Source organism: Fodinibius salicampi, from assembly GCF_039545095.1.
Lineage (GTDB): Bacteria > Bacteroidota > Rhodothermia > Balneolales > Balneolaceae > Fodinibius > Fodinibius salicampi.
Map to the genome: position 1 here is coordinate 15027 of NZ_BAABRS010000006.1, position 18941 is coordinate 33967.

16 protein-coding genes are annotated in these 18941 nt (G+C 43.4%); 9 read left to right on the forward strand and 7 right to left on the reverse strand.

The annotated features are described in order from the left end of the window. Positions 1-151 precede the first annotated feature (151 nt). The 8 genes from ABEB05_RS16370 (at position 152) to tsaD (ending at position 11679) form a co-directional block, all read left to right on the forward strand. Positions 152-3148, forward strand: a complete 2997-nt coding sequence (locus ABEB05_RS16370; protein ID WP_265791885.1) for a tetratricopeptide repeat protein — start codon at positions 152-154, stop codon at positions 3146-3148. Then, entirely contained in the window at positions 3148-4437 is a 1290-nt protein-coding gene (gene aroA / locus ABEB05_RS16375; RefSeq protein WP_265791883.1) for a 3-phosphoshikimate 1-carboxyvinyltransferase, read from the forward strand. Before ABEB05_RS16370 ends, aroA begins: the two co-directional genes overlap by 1 nt. 137 nt (positions 4438-4574) lie before the next feature. Next, a complete protein-coding gene (locus ABEB05_RS16380) occupies positions 4575-4997 on the forward strand; it encodes an Hsp20/alpha crystallin family protein (RefSeq protein WP_265791881.1) in 423 nt (140 codons plus the stop codon). Positions 4998-5107: 110 nt separating this feature from the next. Further along, positions 5108-7078, forward strand: coding sequence for a molecular chaperone DnaK (gene dnaK, locus ABEB05_RS16385; RefSeq protein WP_265791878.1), 1971 nt, complete (start codon positions 5108-5110; stop codon positions 7076-7078). A gap of 119 nt (positions 7079-7197) precedes the next feature. Beyond that, positions 7198-8757: an L-aspartate oxidase gene (nadB, locus tag ABEB05_RS16390; RefSeq protein WP_265791876.1), complete on the forward strand. Its 1560-nt coding sequence runs from the start codon at positions 7198-7200 to the stop codon at positions 8755-8757. After that, positions 8723-9625 (forward strand): carboxylating nicotinate-nucleotide diphosphorylase, encoded by a 903-nt coding sequence (gene nadC / locus ABEB05_RS16395; protein ID WP_265791874.1) that lies wholly within the window; start codon positions 8723-8725, stop codon positions 9623-9625. Before nadB ends, nadC begins: the two co-directional genes overlap by 35 nt. 27 nt (positions 9626-9652) lie before the next feature. Further along, positions 9653-10594: a quinolinate synthase NadA gene (gene nadA, locus ABEB05_RS16400; protein WP_265791872.1), complete on the forward strand. Its 942-nt coding sequence runs from the start codon at positions 9653-9655 to the stop codon at positions 10592-10594. Positions 10595-10674: 80 nt separating this feature from the next. Beyond that, entirely contained in the window at positions 10675-11679 is a 1005-nt protein-coding gene (gene tsaD, locus ABEB05_RS16405) for a tRNA (adenosine(37)-N6)-threonylcarbamoyltransferase complex transferase subunit TsaD (RefSeq protein ID WP_265791870.1), read from the forward strand. A gap of 49 nt (positions 11680-11728) precedes the next feature. Here the strand turns inward: tsaD and rnhA are convergent, their stop codons facing one another. The 4 genes from rnhA to ABEB05_RS16425 form a co-directional block, all read right to left on the reverse strand. Then, positions 11729-12181: a ribonuclease HI gene (gene rnhA, locus ABEB05_RS16410; protein WP_265791868.1), complete on the reverse strand. Its 453-nt coding sequence runs from the start codon at positions 12179-12181 to the stop codon at positions 11729-11731. Continuing rightward, positions 12174-13013, reverse strand: coding sequence for an orotidine-5'-phosphate decarboxylase (gene pyrF, locus ABEB05_RS16415; protein ID WP_265791866.1), 840 nt, complete (start codon positions 13011-13013; stop codon positions 12174-12176). Before pyrF ends, rnhA begins: the two co-directional genes overlap by 8 nt. A 128-nt stretch (positions 13014-13141) precedes the next feature. After that, entirely contained in the window at positions 13142-14458 is a 1317-nt protein-coding gene (locus ABEB05_RS16420; RefSeq protein ID WP_265791864.1) for an SGNH/GDSL hydrolase family protein, read from the reverse strand. Positions 14459-14476: 18 nt separating this feature from the next. Beyond that, entirely contained in the window at positions 14477-15745 is a 1269-nt protein-coding gene (locus ABEB05_RS16425; protein WP_265791862.1) for an OmpP1/FadL family transporter, read from the reverse strand. A 219-nt stretch (positions 15746-15964) separates the two neighbouring features. Here ABEB05_RS16425 and ABEB05_RS16430 point away from each other — a divergent pair, with 219 nt between their 5' ends. After that, positions 15965-16753, forward strand: coding sequence for an SAM-dependent methyltransferase (locus ABEB05_RS16430; RefSeq protein ID WP_265791860.1), 789 nt, complete (start codon positions 15965-15967; stop codon positions 16751-16753). A 31-nt stretch (positions 16754-16784) separates the two neighbouring features. On the opposite strand, the gene ABEB05_RS16435 is transcribed toward ABEB05_RS16430, so the two are convergent. The 3 genes from ABEB05_RS16435 to ABEB05_RS16445 all read right to left on the reverse strand — a co-directional run bounded on the left by ABEB05_RS16435 (position 16785) and on the right by ABEB05_RS16445 (position 18810). Then, entirely contained in the window at positions 16785-17426 is a 642-nt protein-coding gene (locus tag ABEB05_RS16435; protein WP_265791858.1) for a hypothetical protein, read from the reverse strand. Positions 17427-17508: 82 nt separating this feature from the next. Next, the gene (gene pth, locus ABEB05_RS16440; RefSeq protein WP_265791856.1) at positions 17509-18066 is read right to left on the reverse strand and encodes an aminoacyl-tRNA hydrolase; all 558 of its coding nucleotides are present in this window, start codon (positions 18064-18066) and stop codon (positions 17509-17511) included. Between the two features lie 27 nt (positions 18067-18093). Then, a complete protein-coding gene (locus ABEB05_RS16445; protein ID WP_265791854.1) occupies positions 18094-18810 on the reverse strand; it encodes a 50S ribosomal protein L25 in 717 nt (238 codons plus the stop codon). Between the last annotated feature and the right edge of the window lie 131 nt (positions 18811-18941).

Consider the following 18941-nt stretch of genomic DNA (forward strand, 5'->3'; position numbering starts at 1 on the left):
TATAACGGCTTTTAAGTATGCTGTAGGTCCGATGATAAAACGTGCAGAATCACTGCTAAATAAATAGGTCAACTCATACTTATTTTTTACATTTAGACCTGTTATACTACCTTTTATATATTTTTAAAAGAAATAATCGGTTGCTGTATCCATGATGATAATGAAAAAACATTTCAGTCTAGTTTTCCTGTTGCTGATCGGCTTAACCAATGAATCTGTGGCGCAAAGCGTGCAGGAACCTGCTACAGAGACCTTCCAAAATGGTATTCAATTATTTGAGGAAGGACTTTACGAAGAGGCCTCAGGAGAATTAGAGCAGTTTCTTGAACATCACGAAGATCATCAAATGGCTATTTCCGCCCGTTTTTATTTGTCTCGGGCCCGCGGTAAGACAGATTCTGTAAATCAAGAAGCCTATTATGAGCAGTTCATTTCGGAGCATCCCCACTCTGACTTTTCCTCGAAGTTGTTATTTGATCTTGCGGACCGGGCAAAAAGGAACGAGGCTTATGATGAAGCTTTGGCCTATTACCAGCGGGCGATCGATTTGGGATTACCCCAAAAAAAGGCAGCTCAAACATATTACTGGATGGCAAGAACAGCGAGCTCTAACAATGAGCCTGAACAGGCGAGAAATTATTTTTTAAAATTAGCAGATGATTATCCGGATACGGACTGGGCCCCGAAGGCACTTTATGAAAGAGGACAGCTCTTTTTATCGGAGGAACGTTATGACGCTTCGACCGATGCTTTCGAATTATTAAAAGAACGATATCCCAATGCGGATATAACCCGTCGCACAGCAATGGCCCTTGGCGAATCTTATTACCAGCAGGGGCGCTATGAGCAGGCTATAGAGGCATTTAAGAATGCCATGCCATACTTGGATGAGGAGATGGAAACCAAAGCCGTATTGCTCATTGCCGAAAGTTATAACTATTTAGAAAACTTTGATGAAGCCTCTACTTATTATCGGCAATATATAAATCGTACGGAGGGAACAGAAGCAGAACGGGCAGCTCATTATGGATTAGGATGGCTATATCATAAACAAGAAATTTATCATTGGGCATCCGATGAGTTTGAAAAAGCTGCGAATGGATCCGACGAACTAGCACGGAAAGCGCTTTATTATAAAGCGGTAAATGAAAAGATGGGGTCTCGCTACCAAGAAGCAATGAACACATTCCGTCATTTCGGGGATCGATTTACTGAAGGAAGCTGGGTAGAGCAGGCTTATTACGAATGGGCAATAACGGCCTATGAAATGGGCAATCATCCGGAAACTATTGAAGTTCTTTTGTCCCTCGTCCGTAATGAAGATGAGTTAGAGTGGAGCGGTAAGGTGTATACCCTGTTGGGTGAAGCCTATTTTGCGAATGAAGAGTATACCCGATCTATCCAGGCTTTTGAAGAAGCGGAAGGGATGGCAAATATCGATCCGGAAGTAAAGCGTGAAGCACGTTTCCAAAAAGCATGGGTACAATATAGCAACCAGGCCTATCAGGAGGCGCAGAAAAATTTTGAATCCCTGTATGAAGAGGTGCCTGAAGAAGAAGTTGGAATAGAAGCCTTGTTTTGGAGCGCTGATGCATATTATAATATGGAAGAATATGGTCCGGCCGCACAGCAGTTTAGACAATTTACACAGCAGTATGGCGATCATGAATTGGTAGGCCCTGCGAGTTATTCCCTTGGATGGAGTTATTTTAAAATGGGTGAATTTGAGCAGGCCATTGGTCCGTTGAATACCTTTCTACAGGAATACGACCCGCCTGAAACAGCTCTCTATCCCTATAATACTGATACGCGCCTTCGTATTGGAGATGCGTACTTTGCACTTGGGGACTATAGTAATGCTATGTCTACTTACAGGGAGGTATTAGGAGCAGAACCTGGTGGAGATTACGCTCTGTTTCAGATAGCAAACAGTTATTATAGAAGTGACCAAACATATGATGCCGTGACCACATTTCGTCGGTTTCTGGAAGAGTATCCGAATAGTCAGTTAAGCCAGCAGGCGCAGTATAATATTGCTTATATCTATTTAAATACCGGAAATTATTCTCAAGCTGTGGAAGAATTTCAAACGGTAATCAGTAAGTATCCCGGTACGAGTTGGGCGGCTCGCGCGCAATACAATATAGGAGATACCTATTATAACGCCGGCGATTATGAGCAGGCTATTGCCGCCTATAAAAAAGTCATGGAAAAATATCCGGATAGCGAATATGTTATCGAGGCCGTCAATGGGATTCAATACTCCCAAATGTCAGTGGGAGGAGCCGATAACAGTTCAGATGCATTGGAGCAGTTTCTGGAAGAGAATCCACAGACTTCAATGGCAGATCGTCTTCGTTTCCGTCAGGCGGATAACCTGATGCAATCCGGAGATTATAATAGTGCAATTGAGGAATTTCAGCAGTACATCCGAATTACTAATAATGAAGAGTTGTTACCGGATGCCCACTTCAACTTGGCTAATGCATACGAAGAAACAGATCAGCTTGGAGAAGCTATCAGCGCATATCAGACCGTAGTCCAGGAATTTCCCGACTCGGATCGTTTTGGTCCCTCGCTTGCGGCATTGGGCCGAATTTACTATAACAGAGGTAATTTTGAGCAATCGCATGAATATTTTAGCCAGCTTTTGGAAGAAGGCAGGAATGATTATCGTTTGGAGGCTCATATTGGCAGAGGTAACGCCCAGCTTCAAATGGGTAATATCGATGCAGCTGAAGAGGCCTATCGGTCCGCATTACAAATTAACAGCAGTTACGCCTCCGCGAATGTAGGATTAGGAAAAGTTGAGCTTGAAAATGGAGAATATCAGGACGCAAGAGATTTGCTTAGCTTGGTTGCCGAGGCAAATACTTCGGAAGTTGGAGCAGAGGCACAGTACCTTTTGGGTGTTGTGAATCAAAGAAGTGGAAATTATGAAGAAGCACTTCAAAATTATTCGCGAGTAAGTGTTTTATATGGAGCATTTGATACATGGATTGCTCGGGCCCAGTTAGGAAGAGCCGAAAGCTTTATTCAATTAGGACAAACGGGTGAAGCGAAGTCAACCTTGGAAAACTTGATTCAGAACTATCCCAATAAGCCGGAAGCACAGGAAGCACAAGAACTCTTGGATTCTATCAATTAATGAACTACGATATTCAACCTGCGGATACACTTCATGGTAATGTTCAACTCCCGGCTGATAAGTCGATTTCACATCGGTCGGCTATGTTTGCTGCCTTGCATGAGGGACAGTCAATTATAAAAAATTTTTCAGAGGCCGCTGATCCTCACAGTACGCTGGACTGCCTCCGTAAATTAGGGGTCGGAATACAAATTAAGGATAAGAACATTATCCAGGTGGAGGGCGTGGGACGTGACGGTTTCCTGCATCCTTCCGAGGATTTGGACTGTGGAAACTCCGGAACGACAATGCGGCTGCTCAGCGGCATCATTGCCGGCTCCGGGGTTCCAGCTCGGTTGACAGGAGATGAATCACTCTCGTCTCGCACCATGAAGCGAATCATCGATCCGCTTACCGAGATGGGAGCAGTAATAGAAGCAAGAGATAACGATTTTGCCCCGCTGAATATAAGGAGAGATATCCCACTCAATCCCTTGTATTTTCCGCTTCCTATTGCCAGTGCACAGCTGAAGTCATGTGTGCTATTAGCTGGATTGTATGGGGAAAAACCTACAAAAGTTATTGAAACTTTGCCCAGTCGTGATCATACAGAACGTTTGCTCAATTTGCCTATCGAAGAAGAAAATGGGGAAAAGCGAATATTCTCCAGCAGAGAAGATGAGGTGCCGGAGCAATCCTATCGCGTGCCTAATGATTTTTCGGCCGCGGCATTTTGGTTGGTAGCGGGTGCTATTCATCCTGATGCCGAGATTGTGCTACCTAAAGTAGGTCTCAATCCCACTCGCACAGGAGCGCTGGAGATATTGCAGCAGATGAATGTCGATATAAAAATTAATAACCGGCATTTTGAAGGCCCCGAACCTATCGGCGATTTATCCGTTTATTCTTCAACACTTCAGCCTATTAATATTACAGAAGAGGTCGTTCCCAACTGTATAGATGAAATTCCCATTCTTTCGGTGGCAATGCTTTTTGCTGACGGATTATCAAAAATTTCAGGAGCGGAAGAGTTGCGTCATAAAGAAACAGACCGTCTGACAGCCATAGCAGAAATTCTGGAGGGAGTAGGAGCTGATTTCAAAGAATACAAGGATGGGCTGGAAATTAAGGGAGATCCAGACTTTATCCCTGATGCTGCAACGTTCCAAAGTTATCACGATCATCGTATTGCAATGTCAGCAGCAGTACTTGGTTTGATGGGGACTTCCACTTCAACCGTTGAAGGCGGAGAATGTACGGCTATTTCATATCCCGGATTTTGGGATGACCTGTCAATGCTGACGAATTGATTTTATAGTCCGCAAATCTGACAATTCCTTTCTTTTGTTGGCACAATAATGCCAATACGTCATAAAATTATCTCTCCTACACAACTTGGCATTGTCATTGCTCATATAAGAGCGAACCATAACAAATGGGTATACCCATGAGTGAATTTAGTATTGACATTGAAAAGCAATTAACCCGGCTGGGCAAGGATATACAGAATATTGTTGAGCGTATTGTACCGCTTGAAGATAAAGGGCATGACTTTACGCCCGACTGTGATATTATTGAAAGTGAAGAAGAATTTGTAATTAAGCTTGATTTGCCCGGTTTATCTAAAGAAGAAATAAACCTTGCACTAAAAGATCGTGTGTTAACGGTAAAAGGAGAACGTGCTGATGATGTGGACGATCAGTCGTATCGGCGACAGGAACGCTCTACCGGTGTTTTCTCACGTTCGTTTGCTTTGCCGGAAAATGTCAATACCGCCGAAATAGATGCACGGAGTAGTCATGGAGTATTGACGATTACCATGCCAAAATCCGGTGTGCCCAATGATGCGACTTCTATACCGATTAAATAAGAATGTTGCTTCAAGAAATTTAAAATAATTCGAATATAAATCCGAGCTTTCGGATAAAAAGATATTTCTTAAAGAATTAAAACAGTTAACAAAAAACATAGATTACTATTATGGGAAAGATCATAGGAATTGATTTAGGTACTACCAACTCCTGCGTTGCTGTAATGGAAGGCAGCGAACCGACCGTTATTCAGAACTCTGAAGGCGGACGTACAACGCCCTCTGTTGTAGCATTTTCTAAAGACGGAGAACGTTTGGTCGGTGCCCCTGCCAAACGACAGGCAATCACAAATCCAGAAAAAACCATTTCCTCAATTAAGCGCTTTATGGGCCGCTTCTACGATGAAGTGGAGGAAGAAGCCAAACAAGCCTCTTACGAGATTGTAAAAGGTGATAACAATACGGCCCGCGTTCAAATTGAGGACCGCACCTATACTCCTCAGGAAATTTCAGCTATGGTGCTTCAGAAGATGAAGCAGACCGCTGAAGAGTACCTCGGAGATGAGGTAACTGAGGCGGTTATTACGGTACCTGCATATTTTAACGATGCGCAGCGTAAAGCTACTCAGGAAGCGGGTGAAATCGCCGGTCTTGATGTAAAACGAATTATAAACGAGCCAACCGCTGCTTCACTGGCATATGGTCTTGATAAGAAAGATCAGGATATGACCATTGCTGTGTATGACCTCGGTGGTGGTACTTTTGATATCTCTATTCTGGAGCTCGGTGACGGTGTATTCGAAGTAAAATCTACTTATGGAGATACCCATCTCGGCGGTGATGACTTTGACTCCCGTCTGATCGACCACCTGGCTAAAGAGTTTAAGAAAGACGAGGGTATCGATCTCCGGGATGATCCGATGGCTATGCAGCGACTCAAAGATGCTGCAGAGAAGGCCAAAATAGAGCTTTCAAGCTCACAAAAAACAAATGTAAACCTGCCGTTTATTACAGCTACGGATTCCGGACCTAAACATTTGAACATTGACATCACTCGTTCACAGTTTGAAAAGATGATTGATGATCTGGTTCAGAAGACGCTTGGTCCGTGCAAGAAAGTGCTGGATGATGCGGATCTGTCTCAGAATGATATCGACCAGGTTATTTTGGTCGGTGGTTCTACCCGGATTCCAAAAATCCAAGAAATTGTTAAAGATTTCTTCGGCAAGGATCCAAGCAAGGGCGTAAACCCCGATGAAGTTGTAGCGGTAGGTGCTGCTATTCAAGGTGGAGTAATGTCCGGTGATGTTGATGATGTTGTCTTGCTGGATGTTACGCCGCTTTCATTGGGTATCGAAACGCTGGGCGGTGTATCCACACAGCTGATTGAGTCAAATACTACTATCCCGACTAGTAAGAAGGAGACATTCTCTACTGCTGCCGACAACCAAACCAGCGTAGAAATCCATGTGCTGCAAGGTGAGCGCGCCAAGGCTCAGGACAATAGAACGCTTGGCCGCTTCCACTTAGATGGCATTCCGCCGGCACCACGGGGCGTGCCTCAAATTGAGGTTACGTTCGATATTGATGCTGATGGCGTGCTCAACGTAAGTGCCAAAGACAAAGGAACAGGCAAAGAACAAAGTATTCGTATCGAGGCCTCTTCGGGTCTTTCCGAGGAAGAAATCGAAAAGATGAAGGAAGAAGCCGAGAAGCACGAAGAGGAAGACGAGCGTATTCGCGAGCGTGCTGAGAAACTGAATAAAGCTGACAGCTTGGTTTTCTCCACGCGCAAGCAGCTTGATGAGCACGAAGATAAGATCTCTGATGAAAATAAAGAGAAGATAGAAGCCGCACTTGAAAAAGTTAAAGAGCTTCACGATCAGGAAAAGGTCGATGAGCTTGATGATGCCATGGAAGAGTTAAATAACGCATGGTCTGAAGCTTCACAAGAGATCTATCAATCTGCTGCCCAAGAACAAGGTCAGCCGGGTGCTGGCGCTGCCGGAGCCGGACCAGGCGCCGCTGCAGGTGCTGCAAATGCAGCAAATGGAGCTGGTCAGGCTGAAGGAGAAGATGAGGATGAAGAAGATGCAGTAGATGCTGATTTCGAAGTCGTCGATGAAGACGATAAGGAATAATGCTTTACACATCTGAAAAATGTAAAAGCCCTCCACCGATCGGTGGAGGGCTTTTTTTATCTTGGGGAGCCTCCTAATTATGTCTTATATTAGCATCAGATTTTAGAAAGGTTACTATTGTGAACAGCACAACGATTAGCACTGATTTTCTTGTTATTGGAAGTGGAGCAGCCGGACTGAGTGCTGCTTTACATGCCAGCAGATATGGTAAAGTCCACCTCGTAACAAAATCCAATTTGGAGCATAGCAGTAGCTATTGGGCCCAGGGTGGAATTGCTGCTGTGTTAGATTCAGATGATTCCTACAAAAGTCATATAAAAGATACGCTTGAGGCGGGACGTGGTCTCTGTAATACCGAAGCCGTTGAGCTGTTAGTTAGGGAAGGAGCTCACGAAATAAAAAAGTATATTGACTTGGGGATGCCATTTGATTTAACGAATGGGGAGTTGGACCTTGGACTCGAAGGGGGGCACTCTAACCGCAGAGTATTGCATGCGAATGGAGCGGCTACTGGAAAAGCGCTTGTGGAATTTTTGACTGAACTCGTAAAAAAAGAGGAACAAATAACCGTGGTCGAGCACGCCTTCATCTATCAGCTTTTCGCTGATGAAATTGAATGCAGTGGTGCAGCGGCCTATCTGTTTGAGGAGGATAAAAATATCAGTATCGAAAGCCCGGCTACTATATTAGCTACCGGCGGATATTCAGGATTGTTTCAACGGAGCACCAATCCTCATACTTCCACCGGGGATGGATTATGGCTCGGCTTAGATGCCGGAGCAAAGCTGCAAGACCTGGAGTTTGTTCAGTTTCATCCTACCGCCTTCTATACCGATGATGGATCTACATTTCTAATTAGTGAAGCGTTACGGGGCGAAGGAGCCCGACTGTATAATGAAGAAGGAACCCGATTTATGGAGGATTATCCCCGAAAAGAGTTATCGCCCCGGGATATAGTCTCCGGAGAAATACTTCGTCAAATTCGGCAGCAGAAAGAAAATTATGTATATCTGGATCTTCGCCATTTGGATGCCCGTCGTATCCGAGAACACTTCCCGAATATTATATCCAGAATTGAGGCACAGGGTATCAATATCGAGAAAGAAGGTATCCCGATAGCTCCTGCCGCTCATTATTGCATTGGAGGACTGGCTACCGACTTGGATGGATGTACCTCAGTAAAAGGATTATATGCCTGTGGCGAAGTCGCGGCAACCGGCGTACATGGAGCAAACAGATTGGCAAGCAATTCATTGCTGGAATGCTTGGTATTTAGTAAACGGGCTATTGAGCATGCGGTAGATGTCGAAGCTCCTGAGCATAATGTACCTGTGGCAAATTTTTATGTTGACGAAGCAAACAAAGACGACTTTGTGCAACTGCAGAAGCAGATTGCCTCATTATTAAGTAATTTTGTAGGTATCCAGCGAAATAAAGGGGACCTTGAGTATATTATAGAACAGGTTGATCAGCTTTCTGGCTCATTTTCCGAGACATCCGAAGAATATTTTTCAATACGTTCTCAAGGATTATTACAACTTGCATACTTTATTAGTAAGGCGGCTTTGAAACGAGAAGAAAGCCGGGGCGTTCATCAAAGAACAGATTTTCCTGATCGCTGGACAAAAGCAAAACATCTATCGTTTGAAAACTCCATTAAATATACAGGGCAGGCCTGAATTACAGATGGTACTTGCATCAGAAACACAAAATATGGATGAGGCTATTGCCAATTTAGTAGAACGTGCCTTCGAGGAGGACATCCAAAGCGGAGATGTGACGACCAATGCCATTATTGATAATAAACGTCGGGCTCATGCCGTATGGACAGCTAAAGACAAGGGAATCATAAGCGGGCTTGATATAGCTGAAACTGTATTCAGGAAATTGGATCCCGATCTCAAGTGGAATCCCTATATTGAAGAGGGTGATGAGATTAAAGAGGGAACGGAAATTATAGGCTTTCGCGGACTCGGGAGGGCACTTTTAACAGGAGAACGTATTGCTTTGAATATCGTGCAGCGAATGTCTGGTATTGCTACTAAAACGAATCGTTTTGTAAGTGCTATAAAAGGATTGGAAACTGATATTTTAGATACGCGTAAGACCGTGCCGGGACTTCGTCTTCTGGATAAATACGCTGTTAAGGCAGGAGGAGGAAAGAATCACCGAATGGGACTTTATGATCTGGCGATGATTAAAGATAATCACATTGTTGCAGCAGGAAGTATTAACAAGGCGGTCAAGCAAGTACGAGAAAAAAAAACCAACCTGGAAATAGAAGTTGAGGTGAAGGACCTCTCAGAGGTTGAACAAGCATTGGAAGCACGGGCTGATATTATTATGCTCGATAATATGACTCCTGCACTTATGAAGGAGGCGGTTGCCCGTATTGACGGACAGGCCCGGGTTGAGGCTTCCGGGAACATAACACTTAATAATGTGCGCGAGGTAGCTAAAACCGGAGTCGATTATATCTCGGTAGGAGCCCTTACCCACTCAGTACAGGCATTTGATATCAGTCAAACTTTACAACATATTTCTTAACTAAATCGCAATTATCTGGGATAAATTATGAATACCCAAGAATTAATAACCGAAGTTAAACGGTTAAAAGAAGAAAAAAATGCAGTAATCTTAGCTCATAACTATCAGGTGCCGGAAGTACAGGACATTGCTGATTATATCGGTGATTCACTGGGGCTATCGCATCAAGCTGCAGAAACAGAGGCTGAACTCATTGTTTTTTGTGGTGTACACTTTATGGCGGAAACGGCTTCCATTATTTCTCCCGAGAAAAAAGTTTTAATTCCGGATCTGGATGCGGGCTGTTCGCTGGCCGACAGCATTACAGTAGAGCAACTTAGGGAATGGAAAGCTGAGCATCCCGATGCGGTTGTGGTCACTTATATAAATACGACCGCGGCTGTAAAGGCAGAATGTGATTACTGCTGTACATCATCTAATGCAGCTGATATAGTAGAATCAATTCCGGAAGAGAGAGAAATACTGTTTCTGCCGGATAAATTCCTCGGCTCTTATGTCGAAATGGTAACGGGGCGGGAGCTGAATATCTGGGACGGAGCCTGCCACGTGCATGAAAAAATAGGAGAGCTGAATCTGAATGAGAAACAAAAAGAGTATCCCGAGGCTGAAATTCTGATCCATCCCGAATGCGGCTGCTCTACATCCTGCATGATGAAATCGGCCATGTACTTTGATTGCGATGACGGACATATTCATTCAACCAGTGGTATGCTCAATCGGGCCAGCGAATCGGATGCGGAGGAGTTTGTGGTAGCCACAGAAACGGGAATTCTGCACCGGATGCGGAAGGAGAACCCGGGAAAGAAGTTTTATCCTGCAAACGAAAACTCCGTATGCGAATACATGAAGATGATAACGCTTGAAAAACTCCATGACGCCCTAAAGTACGAGCAGCATGAAGTAAAAGTGTCTGCTGAACTTGCAGAACAGGCTCACTTGCCTATAGAGCGTATGCTGAGTATCGCATGATTTAATCCAATAAATAAGTATGTTAAGTGTTAAGATTAAAGTAGGGGTAGGCAAGCTGTGTTTGCAAAAAAATATCTAGTATGAAGATTCTTGGAATTGAGTCCTCATGTGACGAAACTGCTGCCGCTGTTTATGATAATAATGGGCTACAATCGAATATAATAGCTTCTCAGGCAGTTCATGAACAGTATGGAGGGGTTGTTCCTGAGCTGGCATCTCGCGCCCATCACAAGACCATTTGGCGGACGGTGCGACAGGCACTGGATGAAGCCGATATCCAGCTGGATGCTATTGATGCGGTTGCCGTAACCCAGGGACCCGGCTTGATGGGATCCCTTTTAGTAGGACTCTGTTTTACTAAAGGGTTATGTTTATCTCGTAATATTCCACTGGTGGGGGTCAATCACATGGATGCTCATATCTATGCCAATTTCATTGATAACCAACCAGAATATCCATTTATCTCGCTCACGGTTTCTGGTGGGCATACGCAGCTGGTTCACGTGAAAGCTCCTTTTGAGCATGCTCTTTTAGGCCAGACACGCGACGATGCGGCCGGAGAGGCATTTGATAAAATCGGGAAAATATTGGGCCTCCCATATCCTGCGGGACCTGTTATAGATGAACGATCACAGCATGGTGATACCCAATTTCATGATTTTCCCCAAGCAATGCTGGATAACGATTTTGAGTTTAGCTTTTCCGGATTAAAAACGTCTGTAATGTACTACCTGCAAGACCAGAAAGATGAGGAAGAATTTCTATCCGAGCACCTGAACGATATTTGTGCCAGTGTTAGCTACGCAATTACTGAGGTACTTATCAAGAAACTTCGGAATGCCATTGAACATACCGGAGTAAAAACCATTGTGTTGGCAGGCGGTGTATCGGCTAATTCTATGTTGCGCAAGAAAGCAAGGGATTTAGCCGCAGAGGAGGATTGTGAATTATATATCCCAAAACTGGCTTATTGTACAGATAATGCAGCAATGATTGCCATTACCGGCTATATGATGGCTCAGCGCAAAATGTTTGCGGGTATGAACCTGAAACCTTTCGCCAATTTGAATGCTATTAATAAGTAAGGTGGTCATGAAGCAGGGGCTTATTGCAATAAATCCCTGCAAGATAGGGTTATTGGAACCGTTTTGAGGCCTCTACCGCCAACGCATCAACTCGGTTATTCCGTTCATTATCGGAGTGTCCCTTCACTTTGATCCACTCCACATCATGCGGTTGCATAGCAGTAAGCATCTCTTCCCATAAATCCTTGTTTTCTACCGGCTTTTTATTGGCCTTTTTCCATCCACGTTTGAGCCAGGCATCAATCCATCCTTGTTTAAAAGCATTGACTATAAGTGCGCTGTCACTGTGAATTTTTACGTGGCACGGCTGATTAATGGCATTCAAGGCTTCAATCACGGCGCGCATCTCCATGCGATTATTGGTTGTGTGTGATTCTCCCCCTGTAATCTTTTTTTCCTTACTGTTCCATTGCAGCAATGCCGCCCAACCGCCTGGACCAGGATTGCCGCTACAGGCTCCATCGGTAAAGACAATAACTGTTTTCTTTCTTTTCTTAGACATATTGTTCTGTAATTGGACCTAATCTCTTTTTATAATTCTCTGCAGCTCTGGCCACACTTTTCTCCCAATTAGCTGAACCTTCACCTGCATAAATAATGCTTCTGCTGGAATTGACGAGGGGAAGCCCCTGATGTTGATGTAAAGCATTTTTTAATTCAGTAATTGAACCGCCCTGCTTGCCGATGCCGGGTATAAGTAAGGGAGCCTTTCGAAAAGGGGTAATAACGGGACCTAGATCTTGTGCTTTAGTTGCACCTACAACCATTCCAATGGATGTATCACTCGAGGCTTGTTTTTTGCTTAGTTGCTTTGAAATATAGCTTGAAACGGTCTGTCCGTCGGAGAGCTCCTGAAGCAAAATATCTTTGGCTCCGGGATTGGAGGTCAGGGTAAGGACATAAACTCCTTTGGACGAATGAGACAGAAAAGGATCCAGGGTTTCAAAGCCCATGAGCGGATTTAATGTAATAGCATCTATATCAAATTGTTCGAAAAATGCTTTTGCATAGTGTTCGGCCGTGGAACTGATATCTCCTCGTTTAGCATCAGCAATAATAATCTTGTTACTGGGAATATAGTCCAGAATTTCTTCGAAAGTATCCCATCCGTCAGGACCCAATGCCTCAAAAAAACCAAGATTGGGTTTATAAGCTGCACAAAAATCTGAGGTTGCATCAATTACGGTTTTAAGAAACTGTTCAACTTTTTGAGCAGGAGAATCACTAATCCATTTAGGGTCGGCAGGTAATCGGTCGAGATTGGGATCAAGCCCTACGCAGAGGGTAGAATTAGAGGTTTGTATGGCTGTCTTTAGTTTTTCTCTGAAAGTCATGCTGCGTATAATTTAAAGTTCAGCAGAAGATACAAACTCATTTAAGGGTTTCGAAATGTTTAGTGCATAAAAAAGGAGCCGTAACTTACGGCTCCTTTTTTATCTAATAAGCAAGCATTAACAGTTTTTTAATTGTTGATCGGAAGCCCACGGGGAATAGTACTAAGGTCGATAGACTGAAGATTAGCGTTATATGTATTATTGATAGTTTCAATAGTAAGGTTAGCCACGATTCCATGGCCATGATTGCTGGGATGTACGCCGTCAAAGCTAAAGAGTTCCCCGGGCACGGGACGCATCATATCTCCATTTATTTCTCTTCCGCCCTCACTGAGTATTTGTTGGAAAGCGGTATGGATATCCACCAGGGCATAGTTATGATTTGATGCAGCTGAAGTAATGATGCTATTGTATTCTTGAACAACACTGGTAGCCTGGGCAAGCTCAGACTGTCCCGTAGGGGGAGAAGTGATCGGCCCATCCAATACCAGATTATTTGGCACGGGATTATCCGGCGTTACGGGAGGAGGCGTGTTTCCAGACTGAATTCCTGCAAAATAGTCAGATGCAGGAAGTAAGAGGAAGTCATTTTCGCTCATGATCCGTGTTCCATTAGCTGTCTCTATATATATGGGGAGGTTTCCTTGTGGAGTTATTAGTCGGTATGATTGTGTAGGTTCATCATAAGTAATGACCTCTTGTTGCAGCAATTGTTCCCTGAGAAAAAATACATAAGGAATAGTAGTTACATTCGGGATATTATAGAGTACCACGTCAGCTTCTGTTTGAGCAAGACTCTGCATAGAAGCTTGGTACAACCCCTGAAAGTCGCTGGGAGGAACATAGGGTTGCGTTCCTCCGCTCGTAACATAACCGAGGATATCGTTATTACCCAGCCAGAACATTACAAAAGAGGGTTGGAGGGCGGCAAGCTGTTCAGCCTGAGTATTGCCCAAATCTCTTAATACGATATCGAAAAAAGGGTTATTCTGTTGACGGGCAGAATAAGGGGCATTGGGTAAGTCTTGACCCAGGAAATCAGCCAAAATAGCTCCCGGAATTCCCAGGTTATTATAGGGGCGATCAAGTTCTGCGTTGATAGGCTGACCTTGTTCGTCTGTTTGGGTGGGACCTGAAAGATCATCTGAAAGTCCCAGGCGTCCACCGATACCGGGATTGCTTATCAATGGCTGTTCGAAATTCTGAACAGATTCCATTTGTCCCGCTACTAAAGAGGGAAAAGAGTATCGCTGGGCTGTTTCAAATAAAGCATTACTTTGCGTTCCGGCAACCAAGCTATTACCTACTGCTGCAACCGTAGAAAAATCGGCATCACCGCTGTTGGATTCAAAGGTTACATCATTAAAATCTTTACAGGAATATAGTGTCAGTGACGCTATAACGAGCGTCAGAACAAAATGAAGTGATCGTTTGCGTAATTTCATAGTTGAACTCCTTTATACTTAAAATTTCATCGTTAAACCGAGAGAGGGAAGATTGGCATGGGTATTGTAAATGCCATGGAATCCATTTTCTGATTCTCGATTCACACGCTCCTTGGCGCGGATGAATATATAAGATGCATCCACTGTCAGATAATCGGTCAAGTCATAGCTTACCCCACCGGAAAAGAGCCAGCGGTCGGAATCGGGAAGAGTAGGGTCCATATATTCCGCGGGCAGGGGAGATTCATCATAAGCTATGCCAGCCCGTAGATCCAACCCTTCAACTCCGGCATTTAAATACTCTCCTCCAACACGCAGCTGCCAGGAATTTTCATATCCTCTTGTGTTTGCAAGCTGATTAGACCCAAAAGCGGGTATCGGCTGGTCAAATTCAATGACCAGTTCATCATAGCTCGACCAGCCCCACCATACATAATCTACTTCAAGGCTCAGGTTTTCGGAGGCCTGGACATTTAAGGCCGCAACCCAATTGGCGGGTAACTCAAGGGTGGTGCCTCCCTCGGTATCCGAAGGGAAGAGCGCAGTAGGCAGATCACCAAAGTCAGCACTGCCACTAAATTTGGTCTCTACTTTACTTCGGTAAGTAAACCCTAGGGTTACCATTTCGTCTGGCTCATACAGGAGACCTAAATTATAGCCAATCCCCGGTTTGTCAAGTTCACCATCCAGGGAAAAGATGTCATCTTCTACGGCAAAATCTTCGACAGCACGCGAGAGTTCAACTTTACCATGAGCAGCAATCATGAGCCCTGCCCCAACTTTAATATTCCCAATACCAAAATCGGGCAGCTGATATCCTATAGTGGGCTGAACAAAAATAGTCTCAATAGAGCTGTTAATGGCCTCTGTTCGTCCAACCCAGTTCTGATTCCATTTTGTCCCTAACCCAAAGGGGGCATAAACGCCAATGCCGGCCGTTAATCCCTCTTTTATTTCGTAAGAAGCGTAAAAGTTCGGAACAAAAAAGTTCTGTTTTTCCATATCGTATCTCCTATTGCTGCTCGGAAAGGCTGCAGAACTTGCAAAAGGACCTCTAAAAGTGGATCGTGGGGCAATAATTGTGGCACCTGTACTAATTCTTAACCCATCGAGGCCGCTTAATCCTGCAGGATTATAATAGATGGTAGATACATGATCAGCATAGGCAGAGAAAGCGCCAAGCATTCCATTTGCCCGGACGCTGGCTTCATAGATCGAGAATCCGCTGGCAAAAGCGGAGCCCGAACACATAAAAAGGATGAATAGTGTAGCTATTATTCTTCGCATAAAACCTCCGTTAATAATTAAGGTTGGATTTAAAAGGGAATAAGAATGTATTCCATTATTACTTTGTTATACTTGCAGATGATACCTATTGGTTCACTTAACGCTGTTAACTTTAAATAACTAAAAGCTTGACAAATATAAAAGTGAAGTTTGCAATAAGGGTGGATTTTTTTTTCATTCTATGATCATATATTAGAATTAGAACATAATTTAAGTTACATGGATTGGTTTGAAGAATGGTTTGACAGTCCATTTTATGAAATACTGTATGCCGACAGAGATGAAGAGGAGGCTGCTTTATTAGTTGATTTTCTTGAAGACTATCTTTCCCTTCAGGAAAGGGCAAAAGTATTAGATCTGGGATGCGGAAGGGGACGCCATGCGATTCATTTATATAAAAAAGCAGCTAAAAAGCATGAGAATGGATATCAGGTGACGGGGGTTGATCTTTCGGAACGTGCGGTTACAACCGCCAGAGAGCAGGCCAAAGCGGAAGGCCTTGAGAACATACGTTTTGAGGTTCGTGATATGCGCAATCCACTCCCGGAAAAATTCGATGCTATACTGAATTTATTTACAACTTTCGGATATTTTAAATCTGATGAGGAAAACATCAGTGTACTTAAAAGTGTGAAGCAAATGCTGGTTGCCAATGGAATTTTTGTAATCGATTATCTTAATGCGGCTAAAGTTCGAAATGAACTTCAAACCTCTGATGAAGGCAGGTTGAAAAGCATTAACTATCGCATACATCGGTATATAGAAGAAGATTCTGTATATAAAGATATCACTTTTTCAGGCGATAATATCGAAGAAACCCGTCATTATTCAGAACGCGTTAAGTTGTATGATCTGGATTGGTTTCAGGAAAAAATGTCTGCAAACAACTTGATAATAGATGATGTGTTTGGGGATTATAAGGGAGAAGAGTTTGATCCCGAAAAAAGTGACAGGCTATTGATTATAAGCCACCTGAAGGCCGATGGAAAAAGTGGGGATAAGAAATAACATTATTAAGCAGTGTTATGGAGTTTATAAATTATAGCGTCGTATCCGGAAAAACTTCTTCGGCTCCGTGAGGTGGCTTTTTAAGTGAATTAGTCTCAAAATAGAATTGTCGATCCGTTCTGATGCGTTTACGATTAATGCTAAAAAATCGTAATTGCTCACCTATCAAGGGCTTGAATGCCGCAAAAAGATCGGGATAAATATTCTTTCTTGAATAGAGGTAGAGATCATAACCATGGGGTGCCTGAACCTTTGATATAACCCATGCTTCTGTTTGTAGTAATTCTCCAAGGATAGGGGCTGATTGATCATCGGAAGCAAGGGCCGGAAAGTTATATGTACTCTTTTTAGTATTAGTATTTAAAATTAAAGTTTGGCCGGTTTGTACATGATTTAAGGCCATATCCAGTTTTTGGAACGTATCCTCAGCAGTATGAATAGTTCGATTTTTAAAAACTTTTCCCAGCTGATCAATTATTTGGGAGCTTTGCTGCAGGGTACTCAGCCCGAGTTGTTCTTCTGGTAGAATTGTACCGGTAATATAAAAGGTGGAGTAGGTAGGAGAGGGCTTCATGAAGTCTGCCAGTCTGGAATCCTGTTCCTGGGTAGTATCTTTTTCCTTTAGGTCTCCAAGAGATTGATCATGATTAAAAAACAGTTTGAATATATCCATGACCGATACCGTTTGGTTATTAAAAGCCTGTTATATTAGAGATCATGAAAATGGATGCGAGATACTAAAAGTGATTTTTTAATCAGTTATAATCATTCATAGCCTGCTCAATACCATCCCTAACGTAGGTAAAAACGGCGTCAATTGCTCTATCGATGGCAGCATTGATAGCCTGTTCTTCCTTATCAGTAAAAGGGGAGAGGACATAATTTACCTGCTGTCCCTTTGGGAACTCATTACCTATACCCAAACGTAAACGCGGAAAATTCTCAGTGCCCAGTTTTTGAATGATATCTTTAATACCATTGTGTCCTCCTGCGCTGCCTCCGGGCCGTAACCGAATCGTGCCAATATCAAGGTTCAGGTCATCATAACAAACCATACAGGAATCTATATCTGTTTTATACCAGTTGAGAACCTGTTGTACAGCATCTCCACTGTTATTCATATAGGTAGTAGGTTTAACCAGATAAATATTTTTCCCAGCACGACTTGTTTTACCTATATGAAAAGGGCCCTTACCGGGCCCCATTCGTACAGACAGTGATTCTGCCAGTTGATCTATAAACTTGAAACCGATGTTGTGTCGGGTCCCTTCATACTTACGTCCGGGATTCCCTAAACCTACAATGATAGGCATAATAAACTAGCATCGGTTTGAGAAGTATTATTGTTCACCACCTTCTTCAGTGTCCTCTTCTTCACCTTCACCTTCGGCTTCTTCTCCTTCACCTTCGGCTTCTTCTCCTTCAAGAGGTTCTTCGCCTTCTTCGAGCTCTTCTTCGCCTGGCTCTTCGGTAATAAGAGAGGAAGTGAGGAGTTCTTCGGATTTTGGAGGACGAATGGTAACAATTGTTCGGGCAAGATCATCCAGTGGAATAATACCCTCAAGTTCGAGGTCACTGACGTGCAATGAATCTCCAATTTTGAGATCACTTATATCAACGGTATATACTCCCGGAATAAGATCTGGTGTAACTCGGATACGAAGGATATGCATGGGCTGGAAAATACGTCCGCCTCCTTCTGTTACGCCCACAGGAGTCCCTTCCAGATGGATGGGTACGCTGATAGTAACTTTATGATCATCGGCAAGCACGTAAAAATCTACATGAACGGGTCGATCTGTTAACGGATGAAATTCTGTCGTTTTAAGTAGCGTACGATAGGTTTCTCCGTCAATTTCCAGCTCAATAATTTGACGCTTACTATCTGCTAATATTTTTTCAAACTCAAGCTCGTCAATAGAGAAGTGAACATTCTCATCCACTTCCGGCCCGTACAATACAGCTGGAACGCGCATAGCATCTCGCAACGCATCTGCAGCCTTACGGCCGGTTTCTCTTTTTTTCCCATTTAATGTAATAACTTCAGGCGTAGTCATAATTCTGTTAAGTTTTTTTACCACTAAAGCACAAAACACCAAGAAAAACTGTATTTCCAGCTATTGGTATATAATTCAGTAACGTTTTGTTAAAGTGTATAATATTAGAGTTAGTGCTTTCGTGTTTGTGG